This window comes from Prosthecobacter debontii (assembly GCF_900167535.1).
Classification (GTDB): Bacteria; Verrucomicrobiota; Verrucomicrobiia; order Verrucomicrobiales; family Verrucomicrobiaceae; genus Prosthecobacter; species Prosthecobacter debontii.
In genome coordinates, this window is record NZ_FUYE01000029.1 from 1 (window position 1) to 25,375 (window position 25,375).

The following is a 25,375-nucleotide window of genomic DNA, read 5'->3' on the forward strand; positions in this document are numbered from 1 at the left end:
GACCCCTTGACCCCTTGACCCCTTGACCCCTTGACCCCTTGACCCCTTGACCCCTTGACCCCTTGACCCCTTGACCCCTTGACCCCTTGACCCCTGGTCATGCCCGGTCAGTCGGCGGGGAGGTCCGTGCCATCCAGGCCGCTGGCGGCGGCGAGGCTGGCCACGCGGGCCCAGAGCGCTTCTCGATCGCGCTCGCATTCCTCCAGCTTTTCCGCCACGTGGGCGAATTGGCCTTCGAACCAGGTGAAGAGTCCGCCCACACATCCTGCGAGGGCGACGACTGCGGCTGTCAAGGCTTGTTCAAGGGTCATGGTGTGGCTTCGAGGGATTTGAGAAGGTGGTGATACTGCTGCTGTGCGGCGGATTGGCGCTCCGGCCCGAATTCACCGCGATACTCGCGAGAGATCACGGAGGTGGATTTCGGGTCCACAATGTCATGGGCCCGGGCACGGGCCGAGGTGGAAAGGGAAGGGGGCTCACCCGTCACCAGCTTGTCTTCACTGACCAGCTTAGCCATCTTGGCGAAGGCCTCGACCGCGCGGGCATTGGTAAAGATGGGGTCCGTCATCGGGTCCAGGCCGACCATCTTCGCCATTTGGGCCGCCACCGTGATGTTGGCTTGGTAATCCTTACCCCAGGTCTGTTGCAGCTTCAGGCCTTCGGCTTTCAGCATCTCGGCTTCATCTACCTTGCTGGCCTGCATCGTGTCGAGAAGGCTTGAACCGTAGAAGCCCAGGATCTCCTTCACTGCGGCTGGGGGCAGGTGATGCTTGTGAGCGATGTCCAAGAACTTCTTCTCAGCGTCGGCATTCCACAGCTCCTCCGGCAGGCCTTCAGGTCGCAGATGCTTGGCATCGCCTCGATACCCTTCGGATGTCTCAGGGGCGCCCGTGATCTTCCGCCAGTTGGCGATGTCTTCAGGCCTGGCCCCTGCGCTGGGCATCTCGAGCTTTTTACCGACGAGGCCCTTGGTGGCCACATAGGCCTTCGCGAGGTCGGGGAGGCTCTGGATGGTGGCGAGGCTGCTATTCCCCTTCAGCTCGTCGCCCAGCTTGTCCTGCCAGCCTGGGCTGAGGGTGCCGTCTTCGGAGGCCCATGACCACGCCGCATCTGCACCGCCGCCTGCGCCTGGGGAGGGCTGCTGAGGCTGACTCTCGCTACTGAGAAGTGTTGAGGCCGCTGCGCCGTCGCCCCCACCGCCAGCGCTTTCACCTTCAGGGGAAAAGAGGAATGCGAATCGCCGTTTCATGCTGCTTCACCCTCCTTCTTGCCGAGTTTCACCCAACCCGCGTGGGCAATGTGGAATTCTTGGCCTGTGCCATCCAGGGCCTTGATCTCTTCGGCGGTGACGCCGAGGCGCTCAGCGAGCTTGCCTAACTGGATGTTACCTTCGGACAAGACCTTCAGGATGCGCTCCAGCAAGGCGGGGGTGTTGTCATCGCCCCCGCCTTGGCTGTCACCTTCCTTCGTGCCGCTGCTATCCGTCTGGGTAGTCACTGGATCAGCGGCAGGCTTCTTGCCTTCTCGCGCATCCGCGATGGCACGCAGCAGAGCGGTGGGGATTTCAGCGGGGATGATGCAGGCATCAGGCGGGATGATGTGGCCCTTACCCTCCACAAAGAGGGCGCGTGGGGAGTGTCCGGTGATGATGAGGTAACCCGGTGCAGGCTCCTCAATTTTGATGGTGGGGTGGTCGTCGTTCATGGCTATGGCAGTCCTGCGAGAGTTGCGCCGTGTTTTACGGCTTGTTCGATTTCGTTGATGACGGAGCATTGCCCGTCTTTGAGAGCAGCCTTCAGCGGCTCGGGATTCGAGAGATCAAAGCGCACGGCATTGGGTGGAAACTTCGCCAGCAAGTCCGCCAGCACGCGCTTGCCATCCTCGCTGCCGAGGAAGACGCGGGCATAGCATTTGCCGAGATCGTCTTTCAGTTGGGCCTCTTTCATGGCGGGTTCATGGCGCCCTCCAGTTGTTTGCCGATGGGCGAATCGGTGGGGATCTTCCCGACCTTGGCGGCTGCATCCGCCGCTGCTGCCGCCTGCTCCATCTGCTGCTGTTGGGCTTGCTGTTCGGCCCGTGCCTGCCTGATCTTATCGCGGTCAGCGATGGGCACGAGGCCATCCGCATCGAGGCCATCCGCCAGCGCTGCGGCCCGCTCCAGCTTATCGAAGTCGAAGTTGTCCAATACCCCTGGTGCAATCCTGGCAACCTGGGTTAACCGGTCAGCCGTCCGCATCCACCCGATGGAGGGTAACGATGCGAGAGAGAGCGCGATGCGTGAGCTGTAGCGGACCTTGGGCGGAGCCACGAAGCCCTGGGTCGGGCTCACAGGGGTCACCATGGAGGGTGGGACCTGCCCCACGGCGCCCGACCGAAGCAACACCCCGAAACTTCGCTCGAGCAGCGGATTGAACAGCTCGGTGGTTAGGCGTGCAAAGGTCGGGCTGAACTGGATCAGCTTCTCCTGGGACCGCTCCGCCACCTCCCGCGCCGTCATCTGCTTCGTCAGCTGGGCAAACATCTGGAAGAGATCCACATGAAAGGCCTCTTTGATGGCTCTCTGCCGCTCTTGGATCCGCTGCAGACCGATGTCATAGCGGCCCTGAGTCATCCACTCCTTGGGCATGTTTCCCTGCTGCATGTCCTTGGAGAAGTAAGTCACCCCCATGGCATTGGGATCGATCTCACCTTCCAGCTCCTCAGGAGCCAACACGGGAGGAAAGGCCATCTTCTCCGCCAGCGCATCCATCATCATCTGAAGGAAGTTCACTTGGCGTGCCTCAGGCAGCGCCGAGTAGCTGGGAGACCAGCCGTAGAGCCAGCCTGTCGCACTGCCCCACTCCAGGTAACGGGAGACAAAGACAGGCATTTCCTCATAGCCTGAATTCGAGCAGATATGGCCGCCGTCCTTCTCGAAATAGACCGAGGCAATCGGCATGTTCGGCCCATCCATCTTTGACTTATCCCGTTCCGCATCGTCACGCGGATAGATGGCGTGGATGAACTCCAGTCGCTCATGAGCTTTCGCACCGCCTTTCTCGACAAGCTCTTGAATCTTTTTGGAGACCTTCTCTTGGCCAAACTTCTGGATCGCCTGTCGAGCGGTCAGCTTGAAACAGCGCATCACGGTGTCCACGTTGCCTTCGTCATCTTCATCGAGGACGAAGGACCCCACGGGCCAGACCTGGGCATTCAGCCTCTTCTTTTTCCCTGGCTCCAGATACAGGCAGGCGGTCCCGAACGCGCCCCGGTCCAGATAGAACTCGTGGACAGCCGTGTAAAAGTTGGACGTGGCCAACTCCTCACGCGCAACGGTGGTGCACTTGGAGAGCCAGCGCTTCGCCTCATCATCCTCAAGACCGTGCGCAGGCTCAAAGCTGAACCACGGCGTCTCCATGGGAGACATCCAGGCGAGTTGTCCATTGGCCAGCGTCATGCAGGCCTGAATGGCCGTGGTATCGAACAAACGATCCTGGCTGTCTGTGCCCGGCGTAGCGGTAGTCATCAGTCCCGGCGTGCGGCGGGGGATGACGTATCTGGAGATCTCATCCCACAGCGTCTCCCAGGGGGCGCGTAAGGCCTTGAGCGCCTCATAGCGTTCCAGCAGCTTGCGGCTCAGTTCAGGGGGGGAAAGGTTCATCCGAGAAGTGTTTTGTTGCCTCCGATTTTAGGGCTGGTTTCCCCCGCGAAGATCGTCGAGCGAGCCGGTGCCGTGCGGCGTAGAGACTGGCGTCGGGCCTGCATCGCCGCTTGCTCCTGATCCTGGGAGGATTGCGTGACGCCAGGGTTTAACCCTGGGAGAGCTTTAGGCGCTTCAGGCGTCGGCAGTAGGCGCGCACGCTCCATGTCAGCCAGCTGCTGATTCACGAGATTGAGCTGGGCTTTTTCCAGCTTGATTTGGGTGGGGGATGGCCCCTCCGGCTTGGGCGCACTTCCCATATTAGGCGAGTAATTCGGTTTGACGTTCAGCCGTCAGGAGACCTGCGGTCACCAGGGCTTGGAGTCCGGTTACGAGATCGGCATTGTCGGAGCGAATGCGTTCGGACATAGCGAACTCAACGACCCACCGGAGGATCGTCGCATCGGAGAGGCAGGCCGTGAATAGAGCCACCTTTTCCGGCTCGGTCAGGCGTGCGAAGAAAACGCGTGGAGTGACGATGAACATAAAATTTAGTAGGCCGCATTGCCTCCCAGGTTGTTGGAGATCGACCAGCTGGCAAAGGATGAGTAGGAACAGCGGGCGAGTGTGATCGTCGGACTGCCCGTGATTTCGCCGCCGTAACAGTCGCCGCCATCCAGGATCACGGAGTCCACAGACTGGATTTCTTGGAGATACCAGCCCGAGCCTCGGATATCGATCACCCCCCCATATCCCGGTGCGCTGCCACCTCCGCCTGGGAGAGACTGGATCTTCAGTCCACAACCATACAAGGACGCGTAAATCAGTCCGGCATTGCCATTGGAGTAACTGCCGTCATCCGTGGTATTCGATTCCTGGCCATTCAGGCGGGCATCCAGAAACAGATCGTAACAGACCAGATTTGTGACGCTGATCCCCGAGGCTCCATTTTCATTCGTGACGGTCGGAGTCGCCGCCCAAGTCGGACGCAAGACAAGAACGGTTCCCGCTAAGTCGAAATTCCGACCGCACCCCAGGCCATGGACGGCGGTGAGATGTTCAGAAATGTTTTCGCCTGGGTCTAAGTCGAGGAAGTATGTCCCTAAACCCAGCCACATCACAAACTTGGACCCCGTCGCATTTCCCGCCGCGTGGGCCGCAGTCGCGGTTTGCCACGGCTTCGCCGGATTCCCCACCTCGCCCGTGCTGTCATTGCCATGAGTCGCCACAAAGAAAACCCCCGGCATGGACACAGCACTCCCTTCAGCCCCTTGGCTACCTCCGCTCATGGATGCAAATTTCGGTGGCAGCATGGGTTACTCGGCCTCCGCGTGAAGGGTGACTTGCGTGCTGGAGGCGTCCGCACGGCGGACTTGGATCTCCTGAGCATTGGTGACTCGACACAGCCATGCCTGGCCAGCCTTGAGGAGCAGGATGCGACTGGCATCGCTTTCCCCGGCCCGCTTCAGGTGAATGTCTTCACCCGAGTTATTCAGGAGGGAGAGACTCCCGCAGGGGTAGGCCGGGAAAGCTTTCCACTGTGAGCCATCGGTGGCTGTTTGAACTGATAAAAAGTTAGGCCCGATATCCATATTCACCTCCCTGTTGATTAGCTTTTCAAAGATCAAGCGCTTTTTGATCGCCTTCATGGAGTAAAACTTCATGTTAGGCCTCCCCTTCCAGCAGCGCTGCCAGCCGATGCACGGCAGCTCATAGGGGAACAGAGGCATCAGGGAGGCTAAGTCACCCGCCGCCAGCCAGATCCACCACGCATCCCACCGCTCACGCGGAAAGGCATGCCAGGGATTCACGATCTCCACCTCAGGCGCCGTCGCGCAGACAGGCCGCGCCATCACGAAAGCCTCAGGTGTGGAGTGCACATACCCCTGCAGGAGATGGGCCTCCAGATCCCGCCGAAAATCAGCGATGTCCTCGTAGAGCAGAGCCGCGCGTTCCACCGGAGTCATGCCGCACACGCGGGGGATCGGTGAAGCCGATGTCAAGGTGATTCATGGCCGCTGCCTGCACATGAGTCAGGAAGCGAGTCGTCACTGCCGAAATCCACCTGGATGCACCGCTGCATGACGACTGGTCCAACCGAGAGGGGGAGTCCGGATGGCCTCGGCCTCCGCTGCTTCTGGAACTCCGCTGCTAACACGCTAGGGCTAAGCCAAGGGACAAAGCACGTGAGGGAGACTCTTTTGAAACCGGCTGAATCCATTAGACTCGCACAGCGTGTGGAACTCCAGCGGATGATTGCTCTTTAATGAGAGGTAATATTGACACCCGTGCTAGCGTGAAGCCCCTATGAAAAACATCTTTGCGTTTATTGCTCTTCTTCTGACGATTTCCATCTACAGCCCAGCTGCTGATTTTGATGCTCGTGCCGCCTTTGGTTTTGCGCCAGGTCGCTCATTGGATGCCGCAAAGAAGAAAGCACAGGCAGAAGGTAAACGTATTTTCCTCGTCGCACACGACCCGCGCGGCGACTACAACAACCAAGGTTTGCAGATCAAATACTTCACCGATCTGGATGAAACGAAGAAGCTCATCAAAGAAAACTTCATCGTGGTAGTCGTTCCTGTAGGGAACAAAGACTTGGCTGAAATTTCAGGGGGGACCAATATGGAGCGCCCTCGTTTCTTCCTGCTGTCTCCTACGGGTGCAAAGGTTCGAGACGATTCCATGGCAAAGAATTCTGCGGATGGCCTGCGCATCATCAAAGAGCTCATCGCCCTCCCTTAACGACATCTCAACCCATCTGCGATCCAACGCCCATGAAATGGATTCTCCCGATCCTGGCTTTCGCGTTATGCTCGTGTGCCTCTTACAAAGAGGCTGAGCAGGCCCTCAACACCTAGTATCAAGGCAAGAGCCCTGACCGCTTTTGGCTTAACCACGGACCGCCTCGGTCGAGCTTTCGGTTAGGTGGTGGCGGCATGATTTACGATTGGAACTCTCCTGAGTCAGATTTCACGCTCCCGGGGTATGCCAACACCCGGGCCAATTACGTGCCCAACAGCTTCGGGGGCGGCACCATCTATGCCACCACCACCTACACGGCCCCCACTTAAGTCACTCTGGGGTGTTCCGCCCGCATCATCACCGACTCGCAACACCGTGTGTCAGGCATTCGGATGACCTCGGATTCATGGGGTTTCTGGACCACCTCTTTTGCGCATGAGTATTTCGCAGGGGAAAGAAAGGCCGTTAAAGCAACGTCGTCTCAGGGCTCAAGCAGGACGAGCCAGGCCACCGGAACGGGCAGGGACACAAACAGCACTGCTCCAGTCGCTTCCAAAGACCTGCCCCAAACGGCTTCCTCTGGCGGCACTCAGTATCTCCAGTAGCCTCTCTTATCCAGCGAGTTGTGAAGAGGCCTGATCCTCCCTGGCCCTGCCGATCTCTCTTTGCGTCAAGGCTCCACGGCTGCGGCCTTGGTGACGAGGGAGGTCACCCGGGCTCCTGAGTTGACCGCCGCCATTCCCGCAGCCTCCGTGATGATCCCCGAGGCTGCCGACGGTCAGTTCGAGCTCCTTCTCGAACCAGCCTCAATTCCGGACTCGCATCGTGCGCACGAATGCACCTTGATCGGTGGACGGCTCTTCACGCCTCCACGCGCGGCGTTCAAGGAAGGATGGAGCGGAGCCGTCCATGGGTGAGGGCGGAGGGGTCGCGCTTGCTCGGGGTGCGCTGAGGCAAGGTGTGGGCTTAACGATAGGCCTGATCGTGGGCAGATCGGACCCCAACCCCGGCCTAACCCAAGGGGACTAAAAATCCAAGCGGCGCAGCTCCGGCGGGAGGCGCTCCAGCCAGCCGTGAATGACCTTTTGGCCATTTTTGTATTGCTCTAGCTGATTGTCGCGAAGCTGCTTTTGGCGCTGCCGTTCAGCCTCGGGGGAGGCGCTGTCATGAGACAGGGTCTTCCACGGTGAGCTTTGCAGCTTTTGTTCGACCCAGGGGATGAGTTCATCCAGCCCCCATGAGGAGAGCTGCTGGAGGTGAATGTCGCCGTCATGGACGAGCTTCGTGATGATGATCACCAGACTATCCCAGGCACGCTTAGTGACCTTGAGTTTTTGGATGACCTCCGTGAGCGGCTTGAGATGAGCTCGTAGCACACGCTTCTCCGACAGCGTCATTTGATTCGACTTCAACAGCCGTTCACAACGAGAGCGTCTTTGTTGGGCCCAGCTGAGGCGATCATAGGTCGTGGAGACAGAAGTCTCAAAGAGGCGGGTCAGTTCCTGAAGGTGCCACTCGCAGCCTTGGCGGGTCAGCCGCGTGGGGGCCGGGATGTTCTGCAGGGTCACTTCACTCTCGTCATTGCTGAAGAGGGTCTGGGTCTGAATTTCAGTTTGGGTGGGTCGGTTCCACCTTCGATACCCCCATTTTTTCGCGCATGAGCGGAACACTTTGCTAAGTTTGTTAGGCTCCAGGAGCTGACTGAGAGCGCGTAGCGCGGCAGGCTGTTGCTCCGGCGGCAGCCGAAGAGTCTTTTGTTGATCTTCAGGAGACCACTTGAGAAATCCCAATCTCTCGATCTGGGTCTGGATCCGCTGGAGACGATCTGGGGGAAGTTCTTGATAAAATGAATCTTCGACGACGGAACGGACACCTTCTTCGTAAACATGAAAACAACTTGCTCGGTCTTTGGCATCCAAGATGTTGTTCTGAAAGAACATGTTGCGAAGAAGTCCGGTATGGTTGGCGATGCCTGCAGCAGCCACGGCACTGAAGATGGCGGAACTCATCATGACTAAGCGGGGGAAATGGGTGTTAACTGGCAGTTTTTGACATGGAAAATCCACTGACTGAGGTGAGGCACCTGAGCCCTGAGTAAAAAAGGTCGCTTGCGCGTGAGGCCCGAGGGGTGGTGGGGGCTAATCGCTCCTCGAGCGGACTCTGCTGCGGACTCCTGAGCTACAGAAGAGACCTGGATTCGCGTGAGCGAGGGGACTGTTCGGAGTGGCGCGCAGACGAGCCATCAGTTGCGGCTCCCTTTGCAGCAGGATCGCAATCCACTCTCTTTGCGCGGATGAGCTCACCCCTAGCGCCAGGTCACACTCCACGAGGCTGGCGAGAGCGCGCAGCGTCGGGCTCAAGTCAAAAGCCTTGCCAGCGTAATCGCGTGCGATTCGGAATTGGCCACAGCGGAGGGCTGCTGAAGAGAGGGCATTCCAGGCCATGCGCTGCGCTTGAGCGCGTTCAGACACCGGGCGGCTACTGCTGGCTTCCAAGGCGGCAAATCCATGATGAAAGGCCGCTTTGTGATCGGCCTTGATGATGGAGTAATAGGCCGAAGCGGTGTTGTGACAGCGGAAGGGATCATTCACCGCGAGGCGTTTGTAATGACCGAATAAACCTGCGGCACGGCGGATGTGCGCAGCACGTGTTTCTGGATGCAGCTCGACCTCTGACAGGATCGATGCGAGCGATTGTGCCACCGCATAGGACTCGGGAGAGGTGCCACTGAAGGGGGCCACAATCGTAATGCTGCTGGCATTGAAGACCGGGGTCTCGATCAAAGCACCCTTGGCCCGGCTCGTGCGGGGAGTGCAGGCTTCTGAGCCGCTGGTCAGGAAGCGGATTGGATCGGTAAGATATAGAATCGGTTCCGTCCGGCGGGGCTGACGTTCTTGGCGGATATCGGCGCTTTTGGCACGTTGCCCGGCTTTCGACTTGGCGCCGACGGGTGCTGTTTCACGGCGTTTGACGGCGGTTCTCATGCTGTTTTGCATACTTGTGGTGGTGGGGTGGGGGGGAGGGTTATCAGAGTCTGAGATCCGTAGGACGGGAGGACCTCAGACTTATCATTCAGGCCGAGTCATCGGGAGAGCGTTCGACCGAGGGATCTGACCGAAGGGGGGGAGGCACCCACACCGCATCGGTGTTGATGAAAAGCTCTTCGATCATCTCCGAGTCGGCCTGGGAGGTGAAGAAAGAGCTTCCTGGCTCAAGGGTTATTGATCTCATTGACCGGTGCGAACATGGCCGCCGTGGCCTTCCATGTTTTTCCGTTCAGGACCTCAATGAGGTCTGGATGAGGCACGCAGGCATTGATCTCATTCACAGCGGCGGGGCTCGTCACTGTGGAGAGGAGCAGGACGCTGCAAGTCAAGGCTCTGAATGCATGAAACAGCTTCGACCTTTGGAACTTCATCGGCGGCACCAGACCGATGCGGCGAGCGGACGCTGAAAGATCGTTTGTCATGGAGGATGTCGAGTTCATAGCGCTGGTGTTAACAAGGGGGACGACTGGGGTGTTCATGGTTTATTCAAAGGCCTGTTACCCGTTGTGAATAACAGGCCTTTAAAAAGGGAATGCATCAGCACCGAGCGAAGCCGGGGGGAGTCGTTGCAAATTTTTTGATTATTTTGCACCCAGGCTGCTGACGATGTGAGACTGAGCCGGAGGCAAGGCCCCCGCGCTGGGCTGCGGCATCCCCGGCACATGGGGGAACAGGGACAAGCCGACGCTGGTGAAGACCAGCACGTGAATCAACAGGCCCGCCTTTCTGCCGCTGATGGTGATGACAAGCTCTTGATAAGAGGTACTTTGAGTTGGCTTTTTTTTGTTACTTTTCATAATGCAATGACAAACGAAATGATGGATTGTTTTGGATCTGGCAGGTTACGACCTGCACCTCATTCCTTAAATGCAGGGGTGCCTGGGTCACGGCGGAGTCTGGTTCGAATATTTTTTTGAATGAAGTGGTATTTAGAAATCGCACTTATTGTTAGGCTTGATTGACCGGATCACCGCAAGCCTAGTGGAAGATTGAGCTCAGCCCTGCTTGTGTAGCTGCGTGCTGAATCTTGAGGCTCAAGGCTTCTCAAGCTGGAGACCTGCGACCCGTGGCGCAGGCTCATGATCCAGTGGAGCTCTCCAGGAGAACGGTCGTCAGCCGTGCAGAGGCTCTTTTCTCGCTCTTCCATCATGGGCGAGCACGGCCCAGCGTTAGGTCTTCCGTCTGTCTTTTAGGCCTAACAAGAGATGTAAACCATCATGGCCCATCCGCTCATGCAGCAGCACGCGGCTGAGGGCCTGCACCACGGTCTCTCCGGGGCGCAGGGCGGTGTTTTCGGCGATGACAAAGCTGTGCCCCGTCTCACGATCATAAAAGCCCTCGGCCCGGCGAATGCCGGCGATCTCCTCCGGGGTGAAGGGATGCTGCAGGCGTAGTCTGAGTCCAGCAGGGCCTCGGCGGTGGTGAAGAGATGCGTGCGCTCATTCAGCAGGCCGGGCTGCTTTTCGTTCAGGTGTCGGGTCGTCTCTGTAAGGGCGGTGGCGAGCCGCTCGGCCGATCCGGATAGGGCGTCACCCACTCGCCTTGGCGGTAGGTCTCCAGCGCCTTCCGGTGCTCGGCTATAGTAAAGACTCCGTGCCACAGACACCAGATCGTGATCAGACGACCCGTCATCAAGCTCGGTAGAAGAGGGTTGGGGGTCTTGAAATACAGGGTGAAGGCCTGAATCGGACTGGGATCTTCGGCTTGCTGTTCCGGTGACAAGGCTTCTAAGAAGTGTTGTCTGACCGACTCCACTGTTTCGGGAGTCAAATCGGTCCACGAGAGATTCGAGATCTCCTTGAGTAAGGGGTTTCCCTGTACGCTCATTGAGAAGGGTATCCGTCGCGGGATCATGTGTCAAATGACGGAGGTCGAGGCTCCGCGACTGCTGTCAACTTCAATGAGCCTAACAAAAAACGAGTTATGATATCTGCTTCATTTCCGCCCGGCCTATCTTCCATGCACAAGACACCCACCGTCTCGATGGTAAACGTGATGCCCGCTTGGCCACCCTCTTCCCGCGGTCACTCGGCGAAGCCGCTTGGCGACTCGCGACTCAGGTAGCCTGATGCCGATTGCCTCGGCATGACTCCCAAAGTCGCAGCGCGACGCTCGTCTCCTAGCCCGGCCTTTCAAGGCCGGGTATTGAACCTCGGGGTTCAGTGGTTCTGAAAAGAGTCGCAGAGCGACGGTCGAACCGATTGTGTGTCAAAGAAACTTCAGAAAGGGGGAGGGGGGCGGTCGTCGCTCGGCGACTGGGTTCAAACACTCCGCACGGCCCTTTGGCCTCCATCCCGGCCTTGAAAGACCGGGCTAAGAAACGCCCCGCCGCTCTGCGTTCCCATCCAGCCCCCCCCCTTCGAGCGCAAATCTCTCGTTTTTTTTAGCCCTCCTCGCAGGGGGCTTTTCCGCCTAAAAAGGAATCTAATATCGGAGGTATTCAGGGCCCATGTAATGCCTCACGCAGAGCGTGGGAATACGAACGGGAGGCGCTTTGCGTAAGCGGCTTATGCTAGCACAACGTGGTTGGATTGGAGATCAGAAAACAGTCATTTCCCCGCTGTTCCTCGATCCCCAAATCACTTCTCACGCACTGGCACAAAGGTGTCCGCGAGGCGCTTGCCCTCGGCTTTTTCCGCCGGGGTGAGGACACTCTCGATGGTCTTGGCATGGGGGGCCGCGCCCTCGGTGCCCTGGGCGGCGGCGATCAGCATCCAGCGGTAGGCCTGCATGTAGTCCAGCGGCACACCCTGGCCGTGGCCATACAGGCTGCCGAGGTTCATCTGTGCCTCCGCATGGCCCTGGTTGGCGGCCTTGAGAAACCAAGCGGCGGCGGCTTCCTCGTCTTTCGGCACGCCATCTCCTAGGATCAGGCTGACGCCCAGACCGTACTGCGCCTCAGGATGGCCGTGGGCGGCAGCTTTGAGATGCCATTGGTACTGCGCGGCGGGGTCTTGCTTCACCCCGCGCCCGCGGCCGTACGCCCGGGCGACGACGCACTGGGCGTTGGCATCTCCCCATTCGGCGGCACGGAGCATCCATTTCATGGCTTCCACCGGGTCCGCCTCCACGCCCTCGCCGGTGAAGTAAAGGTGGCCCAGCATGGGGGTCGCCCTAGCATGGCCCTGCTCCGCCGCCCTGCGCATCCACCGGGCGGCTGCTGCGGGGTCTTTTGCCACGCCATCCCCCGTCCGGTACCGCTCTGCCAGAGTCCATTGGGCTTCGGCGTTACCACGCCCGGCGTCGCGCCGCAGGGACTTGATCTGCTCCGTCAGAGGCGGGCTGTCGGCGGATGATGGGCTTTGGGCGGGGTGGGCGGCGGGCGCATCGGCCTTCTCCGGGACAGGCACAAAGGCGTCGGCCTGGCTTCGCGCTTCGGCCATCTGGGCGGGGGAGAGGGCGGGCTCCAGAAACTCCAGCAGCCTGAGGGCGCGGGTGGAGCCGTTGGCGCGGGCGATGAGAGCCCAGCGGCAGGCGCTGAGGAGGTCCGCGGGCTGTAGGGCATCAGTAGAGTGGATGGCCAGCATGAGCTGGGCATCCACATGGCCCTGTTCCGCCGCTTTGCGCAGCCAGCGGGCGGCTGCTTCGGCATCTTTGGACACACCCAGCCCGTTCCGGTAATGCAGCCCCAGACTGTATTGAGCCGCGACTAGGCCCTGCACGGCAGCTTTCTGCTCCCATTGGACGGCCAGGGCGGCATCCTGGGGCACGCCGTAGCCAAAAAAGTAGGCTAGGGCCAGATTGTGCTGGCCGTCGGCATGGCCCTGTTCGGCCGCCTTACGCGCCCATTTCGCCGCCTGGGCATTGTCTTTGGGCACGCGGTGGCCGCTCTGATACAGGCGGGACATCTTCACCTGGGCCTCGGCATGGCCGCCTTCGGCCGCCTTCCTCACAAGCTCCACTTCTTCCTCCGTCATTCCCCCCTGGGCAGGCCCTTCGGCCTTCTCCGGCACCGGAACAAAGGCGGTTGCCTGTCGGCGGGCTTCAGCCAGGTCGGCGGGGGCGGGTTCGGGAGCGGCGGAGCTGGCGGGCGCTGCCTCCAGGACCGGAGCTTTGAAAGGATCCGGCTCCTTCACAGGGGTAAACTCAGCAGCGAGGCGCTCCGCCTCCACCCGCTGGCTGCGGGTCAGCCCGGCAGCCTCCAGCTCTTTCACCTCCGCAGCGGCGGTGGGACTCCCCATTCGGTCCGCGATGAGCAGCCACAGGCAGGCCTTCCCCAGGTCCTTCGCCACCCCCCGGCCCGTAAAATGCAGGATGGACAAGTTCCGTGCTGCCTCTGGCATCCCCTGCTCAGCCGCGCGGGTGTACCAGCGTGCCGCTTTGGCCGCATCCTGCGCCACGCCCCGCCCCTTGGAAAAAAACACGCCCAGGTTGTATTGAGCCAGCTCATCGCCCTGCTCCGCCGCCTGGCGGTACCACCAAGCAGCCTCCGCCTCATCCTTCGCCGCCCCCTTCCCCAAGGCGTAATGGACCCCCGCATTGAACTGGGCCTTCCGAAAGCCCAGCGCCGCCGCCTTCAGGAACCATTGCAGCGCCGCCGCCGGGTCCTTCTTCACCACACGGCCCTCATCGTGCAGTGTTCCTAGCAAGTATTGCGCCTTCGCATGGCCGCGCTCCGCCACCTGGGTGGCACAGCTCAGCATCTCAGCATCCCCGCTTCCGCCGGCATGGTATAAACGCTCCGCCAGATCCATCAGCGCATCCCCATGCCCCCGTGCGGCTGAAGCACGCAACAGCCGCATGCCCTCCACCTCATCCTTGGGCACCACCTCCCCCTCAAAATAAAATTGCGCCAGCAGGAAAGCCGCCTTTGCATGGCCCAACACCGCCGCCTGCTTGAAAGGCACCACCGCCGCCTTCAGATCCTGAGGCCCGTCTTCGGGCATCGCTTGGGCCAGCCCGATCTGATACACCCTCTCCGCTGCTGCGCTCGTTCTTCTTTCCGTGCCCGTTTCCGCCTTCTGCGCCCAAGCCACCCCCGACAAGCCCAGAACCGCCAGCCAGATCCAAAGGAGCCAAACACGGGCAGGGGTGAGCAAAATCATGCCCAAATCATACAAATCCATCTCATTCCTGCCATGCCTTTTTCTCGGAAAAAAGACCGCTTTTTTAAGTGGGAGGATGGTAGCAAGCGGATGCCAGGCCATGACCAATCCTGAAGTCCGCCGCAAAAAAGCACCTCGTCCCCCCCCCAGAAATGGCGAGCAGCAGCGCCTGCCGAGCGATAGCGTCGTGCCAGGCCCCCGCAGCGCTGCCTTTCTGGCTTGGCGTTGGAAGTCGGCCACTTGGGTTTCGAAGGCCTCCTGCACCGGGATGCCCAGGCGGGTCATGGCGTTGGCCCCCGTTGGCAGATCGGGCTTCATGATTCTCCCCTCATCTACTGATCGGTCCAGCGGTCAATTTAAGGAGTAACGATCCAGGGTATACCTGGATCTCATTCGAAGGACTCAAGAAGTGAACATGAAAGATAGCGGATGGCGGCAGGCGACATGAAGTCTAACTCTTTGATCCTTACTTGCTTGAGGGAATGGGCAGCCACTTTTTGGTGATCGTTGCCGAAGGGATGAAGGGAATGACATCAATGGCAAAGACCTGTCCAGTGGCCGTGCGGATCCAATTGGAAGGTTTCACATCGGCCAGGCCGATTAGCTGCCCTTCATGCCAGCGTTGCCAATGGCCATCGCCTGTGGGATGCCAGCCCTGTTTTTCCAGGACGGTTTCAATTTCCTTTTCGCTCGGCAAGGTGCCCTCGACATAAGTCTGCGACATGACGATGGCCGGACCCTGAGGCGTCTGGAGGATACCTTCAAACTTTGCATCGTCACCTAACAATTCGTTATGCAGTTCCCAGCGTTCGAGATACTCCGCAGGCAGGGCATCATCTTCCAGGAGCTTTTCACCGCCATCTCTCAGGCGAAGAGCACGCCGAGTCATGCCAGAACCGTTAGGCAAGGTCACTTTTAAAACTCTTCCAGCATCCCGAACTTCGAGAGGGCGATGCACCCGGTGCTCTCCCCGGCTATCCATCTCAGGGCCGAGCCGGGCAGGGTCAAAGATCAATCCTTTTTCTTCTGCCCAGGCGAGGAGGGTGGCATATTGCCTTTGGATGTCTCCTGCGTTTCCGCGGAGAGCCTCGCTTGGCGGTTCCTGGCCAGCGATGCGCCGATCTCTTCCGAGGACATCCCTCGCGATGATGCCCGGCGAGCTTCCAGCATTTCTGCCGGTGTCATGGGGCGTCCGTCTTTGTGGATCATGGGGAGAGGTATCATAGGTGCTTTCAAGTTCAAGAGGTGTCTGTGGAGGATTCAAAGGTGTGGCAGGCCCCAGCGAGAAGGAGGTCTCGCGGCCCTGGCCGGTCAGCTCGCGCACGGCGCGCAGGTCGGCGAGCGGGGTGGGCTCCAGGATCCAGTCAATGGGCATGACGGTCCCGTCGTCCTGCATGCGGGCGTTGCCTTCGGTGATGGTGTCACGCACGGTGATGCCCAGGATCGGGTGCACCCAGTTGCCCTCATAAGGGTGGTAGCCTTTGGTGCTGAGAAAGTCCGCCACCTCAGGCTGGGTGGCAGGCCGGCCGAACACAAAGGGCTGGGAGATGACGGCGCGGTAATCATGCTCCCCAGGCAGCTTCACCACGCCTTCAAAGGTGACATCGTCACCGAAGGCCCGGTTCCCCAAGGCCATGCGCTGGAGATACCTCCCGGCATCCTCGGCATGGTAACCAAAGAGGCCTGGCTTGGTCAGCTTGACCACGCGGCCAGTTTGGGTGTCCAAAAAGATCGCATGCTCACCTCCAAAATTGGCCTCATCTATGGCTTTGAAGGAGGCGGGATCAATCTCCCTTTCGTTCTCACGCGCCCACGCCACGAATCTGGAATGACTGAGGATTGATCTCCCAGGTTTCCAGGGCAGTTTCGCATCTGTTCCAGGGCCCGTTCGATTTCCTCGGGGGTCATGGCCGGTGAGGGTTTTGAAGAGGGTTTCGGGGCTTCTGTGTTCATCACTTTTGATTATACCTTGTTCTGTTTTCGAGTCAATGAAGTGGAGTGTGGCGGGGGCGGGAGACAGGCTGAAGGACGTGCCGCTTCTCCCGTCGCTGGCACCCGGCTTGGCCTGGCCGTTTTCATTGACTGCACCTGGCGCCACAGGGTTGGTCGAAGCCTTTGTCCTGGATTCAATCCACTTGACAACGTCCTCGGGTCCGGGGATACTTCCTTGGCCTCGCTGGGGAGTCGGACGCTTGGGCAATTGCAGCCCAACTTGTTTCGACCACGCGAGGCTTTTTTGTGGATTGATGTAGAGGGGGGATTCTGCAAACATTGCCGCGATGTCGCGGCTTGGGCGGCCATAGATCGACGCCACCTCGTTAATGATCCAGTCTGCTCCCGCTGACTTATCAAGAGTGATGGCGGCAATTACCGGCATTCCCTTCTCCTGATATTCAGTCAGGACGACGAGACTATCGGCCCTCGTTCGCGATTGGAAAACGGCTACCGGATTATAGAGCGCATCGAGCAGACCACGCAATGCTTCCACAGGCACAGCATGGGCATCTTTGGTGACTTTATCGAAAAGGGAGGGTGGCATGAACAACCCTCGGGCATCTGCCCCGGCCACCCGCAAAACAGGCGGTGTGAGGCCGAGTGAGATTGGCACACGCCCCAAATTCTCTCCCGCCTGCCAGGCGTCTAATTTCTTTTGGTAGTTCGCCTGAGTCACCGGCCTTGGATGGAAGGCCAGGCTGAATGAGGTGTTGTCCACCTGGCTAAACGAAGCCTGCTCCACCTTGATGGCGGCAGGAAGTGTGTGCTTGATTTCTCCGATGAAATCGCCAATGGTTAGGGGAGGTCCAGGCTGAGGGGCCGCCGACAGGATGCCTTGTGCGCCCTGTCCTAACCCCTGAGTAGCTTGGGCCTCACTTTTTTCAAAAAGGCCAAATTCGTAGAACATGTGCCTGCCGCTCTCTAGCAATTCCCGAGTATTAAACCAGGCTGTAGACAGCGTCCCGTCAATCTCCACGGGCATGGCAAAATAATGGAACCGGGAGGTATCATGCGCCCTTTTTTCTTCCACCTTCGTGGCTCCGAGCAGAACCGCCTGCTGGGTGATTTCTTCGATTTGCAGCCCGGCTCGAAACGTTTTTTCTTTGCGTGCTTTTGACACAGATTCAGCCTTGCTTTCAGAATTAAATCCGATGCCCCAGCCAGTATCTTTATTGAAAAGGACTTTGCCTTGCAGATTGGCTGCGATGTAGTCACGCACTTGTTTGCGCATTTCCCCACGAGAGCCCATCAGAGCTGATGTGCTAATCTTAAGGGGAGCAAGAGGTCGGCTGTCCCGCTCGGGATTTGAGGGTGCGAGGCTGAATGAGGTGCTCTCCACATACACCTGCTTTTGGTTAGGTGTCACGCTCGGCGGGGATACTGCGGTGTCCTTCAACCCCACGGACTGGCGGATAAGGGCCTCCAGTTCCGGGGTGAAGCCGGGGCCTTTTCGCACCTGGCGGATCATCTCGGCACGTTTCATCACATTGCCCAGCTTAGCCCCCAACGCATGGATCCATTTAAAGGCTCCGGAGCCGATGACCGCCTGGCGCAGCGCCTGGACATAACGTCGAGTGTGTTTGCCCTCCGCCTCGTTACTGTAATAACTTTTGGCGACGTGGCTGAAGGCCTCAATGATGTCGGAGTCTTCGATCTCCGCATCGTTCCGCGTGCGGAACAGCGGCGTGACCGTCTCTCCGGCAGCCCTCTCGGCAGCCTGGAGCTTAGCCTCGGCATCGCGTAGAGAGCTCAGCAAGTTCCGCCGTGTCTCCTGGGTAGTGGCGCGTTTGACGCCCACTTCGGCAAACTCCTCGATGAGGTCATGGAGAGTCGCTCCTTTAAACAACCGGATGACGGCGCGGGAGACGCCGTCGGCATGCTCGATGGAGTTGGCCCCCAGGATGACGTAAGCGGGGGTGGGGTCGCCCTCAGCAGCGGCCTCGGTGGTGGTCTGCCAGATGCTTGTAGCCCTCTTCTTGCGCGATGGCGGTCAGCTCGGTCTCTGGAATCTTCGCCGTCAGCGCGGCCCAGCGCCGGGCCTGCGGGCTGTCTTTTCCGCCTAACAAGAGAGTTAAACAATCATGATCCACCCGCTCATGCCATTCACCGGCTCCCACGCAGGAGAGTCTCCAGCCAATCTCGGAGAGTCGATGCGGGCGGAGGCGGATAACCCCAGGCCTCCGTCATTTCCGGCGTGGCAAAACGAATGGAGATATCGATGGGCACGATGCCCCTGCCGTCATCGAGAATAACAAAGTTATTGGGGCTGGTATCGCCCAAAGCCAACCCGTCAGAAGAACGATACCACATTCGTGTATCCACACGTTCGAAGCCGAGTTGCCCTAAAAACGCATTGATATCTCTGGGCAAGGGATGCGGTCCATTGAGGACAGGCTGAGAAATCACGATAGAGGGAAGAGCACCCGGAATCACCCCTTCAAAACGAAGATCATCTTTGAAGACAATGTTGGTGAGGATGAGACGCTTCAGATAGTCCTCCAAGCGTCCTTTTTCTTGCATGACCATGGGGCCTTCACGCCCAGGCACCGCTTGGAGGGAGAGGCCCGCAGTGCCTGGATGGGTTACTTTAAACAACCGCTGCGGATTTTCTTGGGAGTCATGAACCGTATGTTCCCCGCCTTCTTCTCTGAGCCGACTGAGGCGTGAACGATCAAACAAGGAGCCGCCGCCCCGTCGAGCCCACTCAGCTAAGATCCGGAGTTCATGGAGCGTTTCAGCGCCGCTTTCCGCTCGGCCACTGCCTGCCTCGCTGCGGCGGCCAGTTTCTCGTCCTCTTCGTCCACCGAGGCCTCGATTCTCTGCCGACTCTCGCGAGAACGTCTCCACAGCTCCTCGAGCTGACTGGGGTCTTTCAGCATCAAAGCTTCGCGAGTCTGGCGCATTTGTTCCCCTTGTTCGAAGTAATAACTCAGAGGAGGATTGGGAGGAGGTGCTTGCAGTGAGGGCTCGGAGTGCATGGAAAGTGAGTTGGTTTTGGGCCTCCGCTTGGGATAGATCAAATTGAAGGCCAGGATGGGTTTTGTCAATGGTTAGGCCAGAACCAGGATCTGCATCCCCCCTCTGGCTAAACTGGAGGCCTGTTGGGCCATTGGAGGGGGCTCTTTGCGCTGTCGTGCCAGGCCCCCGCAGGGCTGCCTTTCTGGCTTGGCGTTGGAAGTCGGCCACTTGGGTTTCAAAGGCCTCCTGCACCGGGATGCCCAGGCGGGTCATGGCGTTGGCCACGATCTGGCGGAAGGTGTCCCACATCTGCCGGGCCAGGGAGTCCTTCTTCAGCAAGGCGGGGTTCTTCTCCGTGCGCCGGGCAAACCATTCAAAGGCCAGGGCCTCGCGATTGCCCGCCAGATGCTTGTAGCCCTCTTCTTGCGCGATGGCGGTCAGCTCGGTCTCTGGAATCTTCGCCGTCAGCGCGGCCCAGCGCCGGGCCTGCGGGCTGTCTTTTCGGCCTAACAAAATATTAAGTCCATCGTGCGCTACCCGCTCATGCAGCAGCACGCGGCTGAGGGCCTGCACCACGGTCTCTCCGGGGCGCAGGGCGGTGTTTTCGGCGATGACAAAGCTATGCCCCGTGTCACGGTCATAAAAGCCCTCGGCCCGGCGAATGCCCGCGATCTCCTCCGGGGTGAAGGGATGCTGCCGGGCGTAGTCTGAGTCCAGCAGGGCCTCGGCGGTGGTGAAGAGATGCGTGCGCTCATTCAGCAGGCCGGGCTGCTGCTCATTGAGGTGTCGGGTCGTCTCGGTAAGGACGGTGGCGAGCCCACCGGGCCGTGCGGATACGGTGTCACCCACTCGCCTTGGCGGTAGGCCTCCAGCGCCTTCCGGTGCTCGGCTATAGTAAAGACCCCGTGCCACAGACACCAACTCCCCACCAAGCCTCCCAGCTTCCGTCCTTCTGGGCATTCCTCCCGCATCCTTCTGTAAATGGTGAACGCCTCTGTCGGACTGTCCTCGCTGAAGCGCGGATCCGGTAACAAGGGCCCTAAGAAGTGTTGTCTCGCCGACTCCACTATCTGCGGATTTAAATCGGTCCACGAGAGATCGCAGAGTTCCTTCGGTAATGGAGGTCCCGGTATGGCCATCTATGATGTTATGCGTCGCGGGATCGTGTGTCAAATGGCCCAGATCAATCCCACGGGCTTGGGCTTCCTGCATAACATAGGCATGCTCCATCTTCAGCAGCAGGGCCAGGTTGTGGTCGTTATCTCCGGGTTTCCAGCCAGGGACTTCGGTTTTGATTTCGCCGGTTTCCCCATCCGTGTAGGTGGCTAGGCCGTCGAGGTGGGCGGTGCTGCCATGACGCAGGGCGCTGCTGGCCATCTGGCTGATGCGGCGCTTCTGGGCAATGGGGCTGACGGTGTGATCGGGCTTGAAGGTCAGGCCGTTGTTTTTGGCAAAGGTCTGCACCATCTGGTAAACCTGGGATCCGCCGCCGAATTTTTCCTGGTTGCTGTCCAGTCCTGCGGAGTTGATGTGGACGGTGCCCATGGCCGGGTCAATGACCACGAAGGCGGAACCTTTTTTCGTGTGCAGATTGAAGGCGTAACCGTCCGGATGGCTGGGGTAGTCCTCACCGACATTCAGCGGGCTTTCTACCACTGAATAGGCCTTGGCGAGGTCTTCCAGAGAATCCCGCCAGTCATTTTCCTTGGCATAGCCTTGAGTGTCCGGCTTGCTTTTGCCAAGCTGGAAAGCCTCCTGGGATTCCGCGATGCTGCGGTGCACGCTGACCACTTCACTGTCAGCACTCCCCTCCTGGCTGACTTCGTCATTGTTCGGCTGGCTGAAGACGAGGCGTTCACTGTCCGTATTGGTGCGGGCATCCGCTTTCTGACCTGGAGGCGTGAAGCCGATCAGATTTCCCTCCGCATCATAATTCAGTGTGGAGCCTGCTGGGACATTCTCGAAGGTGGTGGTGGTGGTGACCTGGGGAGCTGAGCTGCCGGGGGCCTCCAGCATGCCTGTGACGATCTCGCGCTGAGTCTCCGTCATGGATTCCCAGGCGGCCTGATAGGCCTCTCCCAGGGTCTTGAAACGCGCCTGAGCTCCGGCGGAGTTTTGCACGGTGTAGCCGCCCTCTTGCGCCAGCACCCGTGGCATCAGCCCCAGGCGTGTGGCCTCGGCCAAGGCTTGCTGCCCATGCGCTTCCTGGCGGGCCAGCCGATCCTGATACTCGGCCGCCACAGCGGGATCGCGGCGCTGCCAGGCCTCTTGCAGGGCGGCTTGAGCCCCCTCCAGATCTCCCTTCTGCGCGCGGTCGATGATGATCATGCGGTCCGCCTCGATGGTGCCGGTGCTGCCCAAGAAATCATTCTGGCTCAGCATCTCCTGCATGCCTTGCATATCCCGCACGCTGGCCGCGCCGATGCCCAGGAGCGTGAGCGGGATCATGCCCACCGCCACATCTAGACGGCTCTGGTAAAAGTTCTTCAGCTCCGCCTCCCAGTCAAAGCCCGGCACATCTGACTTCAGCGCCTGCATGAGCAGCGGGGTGGTCAGGTCCTGCCCGGCCTCGACTCCATTTTCCACACCATACGTTAGGCCTGCACGGCCCAGGCTGCGGGCGATGAGCTGGCCGGTCAGCGGCTTGGTGAGCAGGTTTTTCAGCGCAGGCAGCTTTGTGAAGGCATTGACGCCCACACGATCTCCCAGCGCCTTGATCCCACCGGAGAGCCAGGCGATCTGGGAGCGATCTCGGAGGCTCATCTGCGGATATTTCAGGCTCAGCTCAGCGAACACCGTGTTCTTATACGCCACCGTCATGGCCGGGATGGCGAGGCCGCGCGTGGCCGCCGTCAGCACCAGAGCCGTGCCGCTGGTGCCCAGGGTGGAGGCATAAACGTTGGGGACGGGGTCTGCGATCTCGCCCAGGTGGTCCAGCTCGAACTCAAGGCGCAGGCTCTTCATCTCCCGCGCCTTGGCCTCTTGGATCAGCCGTGTCGCCTCTGCATCCAGCGTCACGTCATTCCGTTTGTCCATGAGCATCTGCATCATCAGCACCGTCTCCGGGTGATCTGTCATGGCCATGCTCGCCTCCGTGGTCATGGCATGGGTGATCTGCTCGTCCACATATTTCCGGGCGTCTTCCACCGTACGGATGGCCTGGCCGTTGAACTTCACCACACCGGCTTCGGGGACATTTTCGATCTGGGTCTCTATCCGCTCTCGATCGACGAGCGCCGCTTTGCCAAACCGGAAGACCGACTCACCGAGCTGCTGCCAGAAGAGCTCCCCCTCGCGGCTTTCGGAAAGACCCTCAAAGGGCATCATGAACAGTCCTCTAAGCATTTGCTGGGCGCCGCGCCCATAGCCGGCGCCTTTTTGTGCTCGGACGATCAAGCCGCGCTGTTCCGCCCCCAGCTTCATGCTTTGCATCACCAGCCGCAGCTCGGGCTCAGGCAGGTCCAGCAGCAGATCGCCCACCTCCTCCAGAAAGGCGGCATCACTGGTCTGGCTCTGGCCCTGCATCCTGCGCTGCGTTGCCTCCAGCGTCTGCTGCACCAGCTCGTGGTGTGGTCGCATCTGCTCCGCCGTCTGCCGATACTGAGCCATGAATGCGGGCGTCATCTCCAGCTTATCGCGCTGCTGCGGCCCCTGGGCCAGTCCCTGCCACTCACTCAGTGCATCCAGCATCGGGCGGCCTGCCATCGCCGCCTGCACCGCCGCGGATGTCGCTTCTTGGTAGAAGCCTTCCTTTTGAATCTCCTGCTCCACCTCCGCTTTGGCGGCATCGTAAAAGGCGGTGGGGTCCATCATCTTGGAGATGCCCCACTTTTGGTTAGAATAGTCCAGCGCATACCGGTCACGCTGAAGGCGGATCTCCTCCATCGGCTCACCGTAGCGGGAGGCGAGAAACAGCACGCCGGCTTCTTTTTTCCTCGCCGCATCCGCCCGCGCAGGGTCGGTCATCAGACTGAACAAGCCGTTGGTCTCATCCAGCTTTTGCGGATCTGCCAAGACCGCACGGAGATGCTGGCGCTGCTGGAGCTCCGTTTGTGGAAACAAGGGCTGTCCGAGCGCCTTCTGTTGATCCTCGTAACCCTGCATCCAGGCGGAGGCCAGCCGCTTGGCCTCTTCAGGGAGTCGATCAAAAGCGCGGGTGATCGCGAGGGCATCAGGTTCCAGGTACGGCATAATTCAGAACTTTGAGGGCTTGTTTTGTCAGATCGGTGGGCTGAGCATCCAAGCTGGGCAGGAGGGGGGTGGGGGCAGGTCTCGGCGGGATTTTGGCGCCCAAGTCCACCATGATTTCCATCATGCGGGTACGGGCTTCATCCGTGGTCCAGTCCTTGCCTTTCAGGGAGCGGGCCTCTTGCTCCAGGCGTTGGATCGCCGTCTTCAGCTTACCCACACTGAGCTTCTGTGCTTCGGGGTCGATCTCGCGTATCGGCACGGCGTCGATCTCTTTATCCGGCCATAGCCAATCGATGCCGAACAAACTTTGCTCTTGAAGAGTCTTTTCTCCGCTCTGACCTTCCTTCAGGCGCACCACTTGGGCGAAGGCATTCTCCTCCAGGGCATAGCGTGTCGCATCCGCGATCGCGAGGCCTGTGATCGCCAAATCCGCTGTGCCCGCCTGAGCATCCTTCAAACGCTGCATGACCTTATCCCGATCAGCTTGGGGCAGACTCGCTGCGGCGAGCTCGATGCGGGCCGCCGCCATCAGATCCAAGTCTGGATTCCCCGAAGATGCGAAGCTGCCCGCCGCTGCTAAAAGCTGCAGAGATCGTTCCTCATAATTCACGGAGCCCTGCTTCGCCTTCAGGCTGTCCGCGATCATCGCGCGGTGCCAAGGGGTGGCCTGTTTCATCGTCACGCCTAGGCTCTCCACCGTCGCGCTGGCCAGCTTGTCAGCGGGGAGGAGGTCAATGGCTCGCTTAGCGGCGACCATCTCGTCCTGAGCCGCAGCTTCGCGCGCCACACGCATCTTCGAAAGCTCATCGGCACGCACGGCTGGGTCGAGGTACGTAAACTGCTGTGGATCTTGGAGTTGAGCTATCCCCTGAACAGGGTCCGTATCGGCGAGGAATGAAACCGCCCGCAGATCCTCTGCCACCGCATGCCGGTAATCGATGTCCGTGAGGGCACTCTTGCGGGCGGTCTCGAATTTGGGTTGTGTCAGATCGGTAGGGATGGGAGCTTCCTCCCAGAGCTTCTTCGCACCCTTGACATCCTGCATCGCCAAAAGCCGATCAGACTCCGCCTGGAGCTGCTCCAGCTGCACCATCGTCGCCTGCATCTGCCCATCCATCCGGTAAGCTTCCGCTTCGGGCTGGGCCAGATAACCGCCTGAGACGGCTTCATTCAATGAGGCATTCCCGCTGACACGATCCCCTTTGGCAAAGGCCGATCGTGAGCGGTTTAAGTAGGACTGCTTGGTGAGTCCGAACGTTTGTTTGGTGGCGGCTAGATCGACTCCTCCGAGGAACTGCTTGCTCCAGGCTTGAGAAATGAGCTGCAAGTCAGCCTTGCCCGAGCTGCTCAACTCCTTCATTTCCAGATAGGGTTGGATCGTCTCTTGGGCCCGCCTCTGGGCTTCGGTCGGCCACTGTTCGGGCGAGTTTGGATTCTGCGCCTGCCACACCTGGAAGTCTGTGGTCGCCTGATCCATGGCCGATTGCGCGGTATGGATCAGCCGTTTATCCGTGCCCTCCTGCTTCTTGATGGCCAGCGTCACCAACATATCTCCGGTGTGGGTCAAAGCCCTGCCCACAGAGCCCAGCGCCTCATAGGGTGCTGCCCCTACCGCCGGATCCATGAGCGGCATCTTGGAGGCTTCGTTGTAGCGCAGCATGGCCTGCTGCACACCACGGGTGTCCACGGTGGGGCGGCGCTCGCGGTCAAAGACGGTGGCCGGGGCATCGGTCAGCGGCGCGGTCGAAGTGGGGAGAAGAGGGATCAGGGGCATA

General features: G+C 59.8%; 23 protein-coding genes. 4 read left to right on the top strand and 19 right to left on the bottom strand.

Going from position 1 to position 25,375, the window contains the following annotated elements; translation table 11 throughout:
* Positions 1-107 precede the first annotated feature (107 nt).
* From B5D61_RS24665 to B5D61_RS24705, 9 genes are read right to left on the bottom strand one after another with little or no spacing between them, the layout of a single operon-like run.
* Positions 108-311: a hypothetical protein gene (locus tag B5D61_RS24665; protein WP_078816098.1), complete on the bottom strand. Its 204-nt coding sequence runs from the start codon at positions 309-311 to the stop codon at positions 108-110.
* Positions 308-1,249, bottom strand: coding sequence for a hypothetical protein (locus B5D61_RS24670; RefSeq protein WP_078816099.1), 942 nt, complete (start codon positions 1,247-1,249; stop codon positions 308-310). The genes B5D61_RS24665 and B5D61_RS24670 overlap by 4 nt, the downstream gene beginning before the upstream one ends.
* Entirely contained in the window at positions 1,246-1,704 is a 459-nt protein-coding gene (locus B5D61_RS24675) for a hypothetical protein (protein WP_078816100.1), read from the bottom strand. The genes B5D61_RS24670 and B5D61_RS24675 overlap by 4 nt, the downstream gene beginning before the upstream one ends.
* Before the next feature lie 2 nt (positions 1,705-1,706).
* Positions 1,707-1,946: a Bbp19 family protein gene (locus B5D61_RS24680; protein WP_078816101.1), complete on the bottom strand. Its 240-nt coding sequence runs from the start codon at positions 1,944-1,946 to the stop codon at positions 1,707-1,709.
* Entirely contained in the window at positions 1,943-3,640 is a 1,698-nt protein-coding gene (locus B5D61_RS24685; protein WP_078816102.1) for a portal protein, read from the bottom strand. The genes B5D61_RS24680 and B5D61_RS24685 overlap by 4 nt, the downstream gene beginning before the upstream one ends.
* Positions 3,637-3,939 carry a hypothetical protein gene (locus B5D61_RS24690; RefSeq protein ID WP_078816103.1) on the bottom strand — a complete coding sequence of 101 codons (303 nt, stop codon included), beginning with the start codon at positions 3,937-3,939 and terminating at the stop codon, positions 3,637-3,639. Before B5D61_RS24690 ends, B5D61_RS24685 begins: the two co-directional genes overlap by 4 nt.
* A gap of 1 nt (position 3,940) precedes the next feature.
* A complete protein-coding gene (locus B5D61_RS24695) occupies positions 3,941-4,165 on the bottom strand; it encodes a hypothetical protein (RefSeq protein ID WP_078816104.1) in 225 nt (74 codons plus the stop codon).
* A gap of 5 nt (positions 4,166-4,170) precedes the next feature.
* Positions 4,171-4,932 carry a hypothetical protein gene (locus B5D61_RS24700; protein WP_078816105.1) on the bottom strand — a complete coding sequence of 254 codons (762 nt, stop codon included), beginning with the start codon at positions 4,930-4,932 and terminating at the stop codon, positions 4,171-4,173.
* Positions 4,933-4,935: 3 nt separating this feature from the next.
* Positions 4,936-5,586, bottom strand: coding sequence for a hypothetical protein (locus B5D61_RS24705; protein WP_078816106.1), 651 nt, complete (start codon positions 5,584-5,586; stop codon positions 4,936-4,938).
* Positions 5,587-5,926: 340 nt separating this feature from the next.
* Here B5D61_RS24705 and B5D61_RS24710 point away from each other — a divergent pair, with 340 nt between their 5' ends.
* From B5D61_RS24710 to B5D61_RS24715, 3 genes are all read left to right on the top strand, one after another.
* The gene (locus B5D61_RS24710; protein WP_078816107.1) at positions 5,927-6,364 is read left to right on the top strand and encodes a hypothetical protein; all 438 of its coding nucleotides are present in this window, start codon (positions 5,927-5,929) and stop codon (positions 6,362-6,364) included.
* Positions 6,365-6,558: 194 nt separating this feature from the next.
* Positions 6,559-6,693 carry a hypothetical protein gene (locus B5D61_RS27025; protein ID WP_281251819.1) on the top strand — a complete coding sequence of 45 codons (135 nt, stop codon included), beginning with the start codon at positions 6,559-6,561 and terminating at the stop codon, positions 6,691-6,693.
* Between the two features lie 336 nt (positions 6,694-7,029).
* A complete protein-coding gene (locus B5D61_RS24715; RefSeq protein ID WP_078816108.1) occupies positions 7,030-7,281 on the top strand; it encodes a hypothetical protein in 252 nt (83 codons plus the stop codon).
* 108 nt (positions 7,282-7,389) lie between these two features.
* Here the strand turns inward: B5D61_RS24715 and B5D61_RS24720 are convergent, their stop codons facing one another.
* From B5D61_RS24720 to B5D61_RS24735, 4 genes are all read right to left on the bottom strand, one after another.
* Positions 7,390-8,376 carry a hypothetical protein gene (locus B5D61_RS24720; RefSeq protein ID WP_078816109.1) on the bottom strand — a complete coding sequence of 329 codons (987 nt, stop codon included), beginning with the start codon at positions 8,374-8,376 and terminating at the stop codon, positions 7,390-7,392.
* A gap of 126 nt (positions 8,377-8,502) precedes the next feature.
* Positions 8,503-9,348: a hypothetical protein gene (locus B5D61_RS24725; protein ID WP_139373493.1), complete on the bottom strand. Its 846-nt coding sequence runs from the start codon at positions 9,346-9,348 to the stop codon at positions 8,503-8,505.
* A 227-nt stretch (positions 9,349-9,575) separates the two neighbouring features.
* Positions 9,576-9,833: a hypothetical protein gene (locus B5D61_RS24730; RefSeq protein ID WP_176159658.1), complete on the bottom strand. Its 258-nt coding sequence runs from the start codon at positions 9,831-9,833 to the stop codon at positions 9,576-9,578.
* A gap of 159 nt (positions 9,834-9,992) precedes the next feature.
* Entirely contained in the window at positions 9,993-10,208 is a 216-nt protein-coding gene (locus tag B5D61_RS24735; RefSeq protein WP_078816112.1) for a hypothetical protein, read from the bottom strand.
* 420 nt (positions 10,209-10,628) lie between these two features.
* Here B5D61_RS24735 and B5D61_RS26905 point away from each other — a divergent pair, with 420 nt between their 5' ends.
* Complete coding sequence (locus tag B5D61_RS26905) at positions 10,629-10,805, top strand: hypothetical protein (RefSeq protein WP_245846600.1); 177 nt, start codon at positions 10,629-10,631, stop codon at positions 10,803-10,805.
* Between the two features lie 73 nt (positions 10,806-10,878).
* On the opposite strand, the gene B5D61_RS26910 is transcribed toward B5D61_RS26905, so the two are convergent.
* From B5D61_RS26910 to B5D61_RS24765, 6 genes are all read right to left on the bottom strand, one after another.
* The gene (locus B5D61_RS26910) at positions 10,879-11,133 is read right to left on the bottom strand and encodes a hypothetical protein (protein ID WP_139373495.1); all 255 of its coding nucleotides are present in this window, start codon (positions 11,131-11,133) and stop codon (positions 10,879-10,881) included.
* A gap of 857 nt (positions 11,134-11,990) precedes the next feature.
* Entirely contained in the window at positions 11,991-14,774 is a 2,784-nt protein-coding gene (locus tag B5D61_RS24745) for an SEL1-like repeat protein (protein ID WP_078816114.1), read from the bottom strand.
* A 148-nt stretch (positions 14,775-14,922) separates the two neighbouring features.
* Complete coding sequence (locus B5D61_RS24750; protein ID WP_078816115.1) at positions 14,923-18,297, bottom strand: MuF-C-terminal domain-containing protein; 3,375 nt, start codon at positions 18,295-18,297, stop codon at positions 14,923-14,925.
* An 82-nt stretch (positions 18,298-18,379) separates the two neighbouring features.
* Positions 18,380-18,568: a hypothetical protein gene (locus tag B5D61_RS24755; protein ID WP_078816116.1), complete on the bottom strand. Its 189-nt coding sequence runs from the start codon at positions 18,566-18,568 to the stop codon at positions 18,380-18,382.
* Positions 18,555-23,600: a hypothetical protein gene (locus B5D61_RS24760; protein ID WP_078816117.1), complete on the bottom strand. Its 5,046-nt coding sequence runs from the start codon at positions 23,598-23,600 to the stop codon at positions 18,555-18,557. The genes B5D61_RS24755 and B5D61_RS24760 overlap by 14 nt, the downstream gene beginning before the upstream one ends.
* Positions 23,581-25,374, bottom strand: a complete 1,794-nt coding sequence (locus B5D61_RS24765; RefSeq protein ID WP_078816118.1) for a hypothetical protein — start codon at positions 25,372-25,374, stop codon at positions 23,581-23,583. Before B5D61_RS24765 ends, B5D61_RS24760 begins: the two co-directional genes overlap by 20 nt.
* Position 25,375 lies beyond the last annotated feature (1 nt).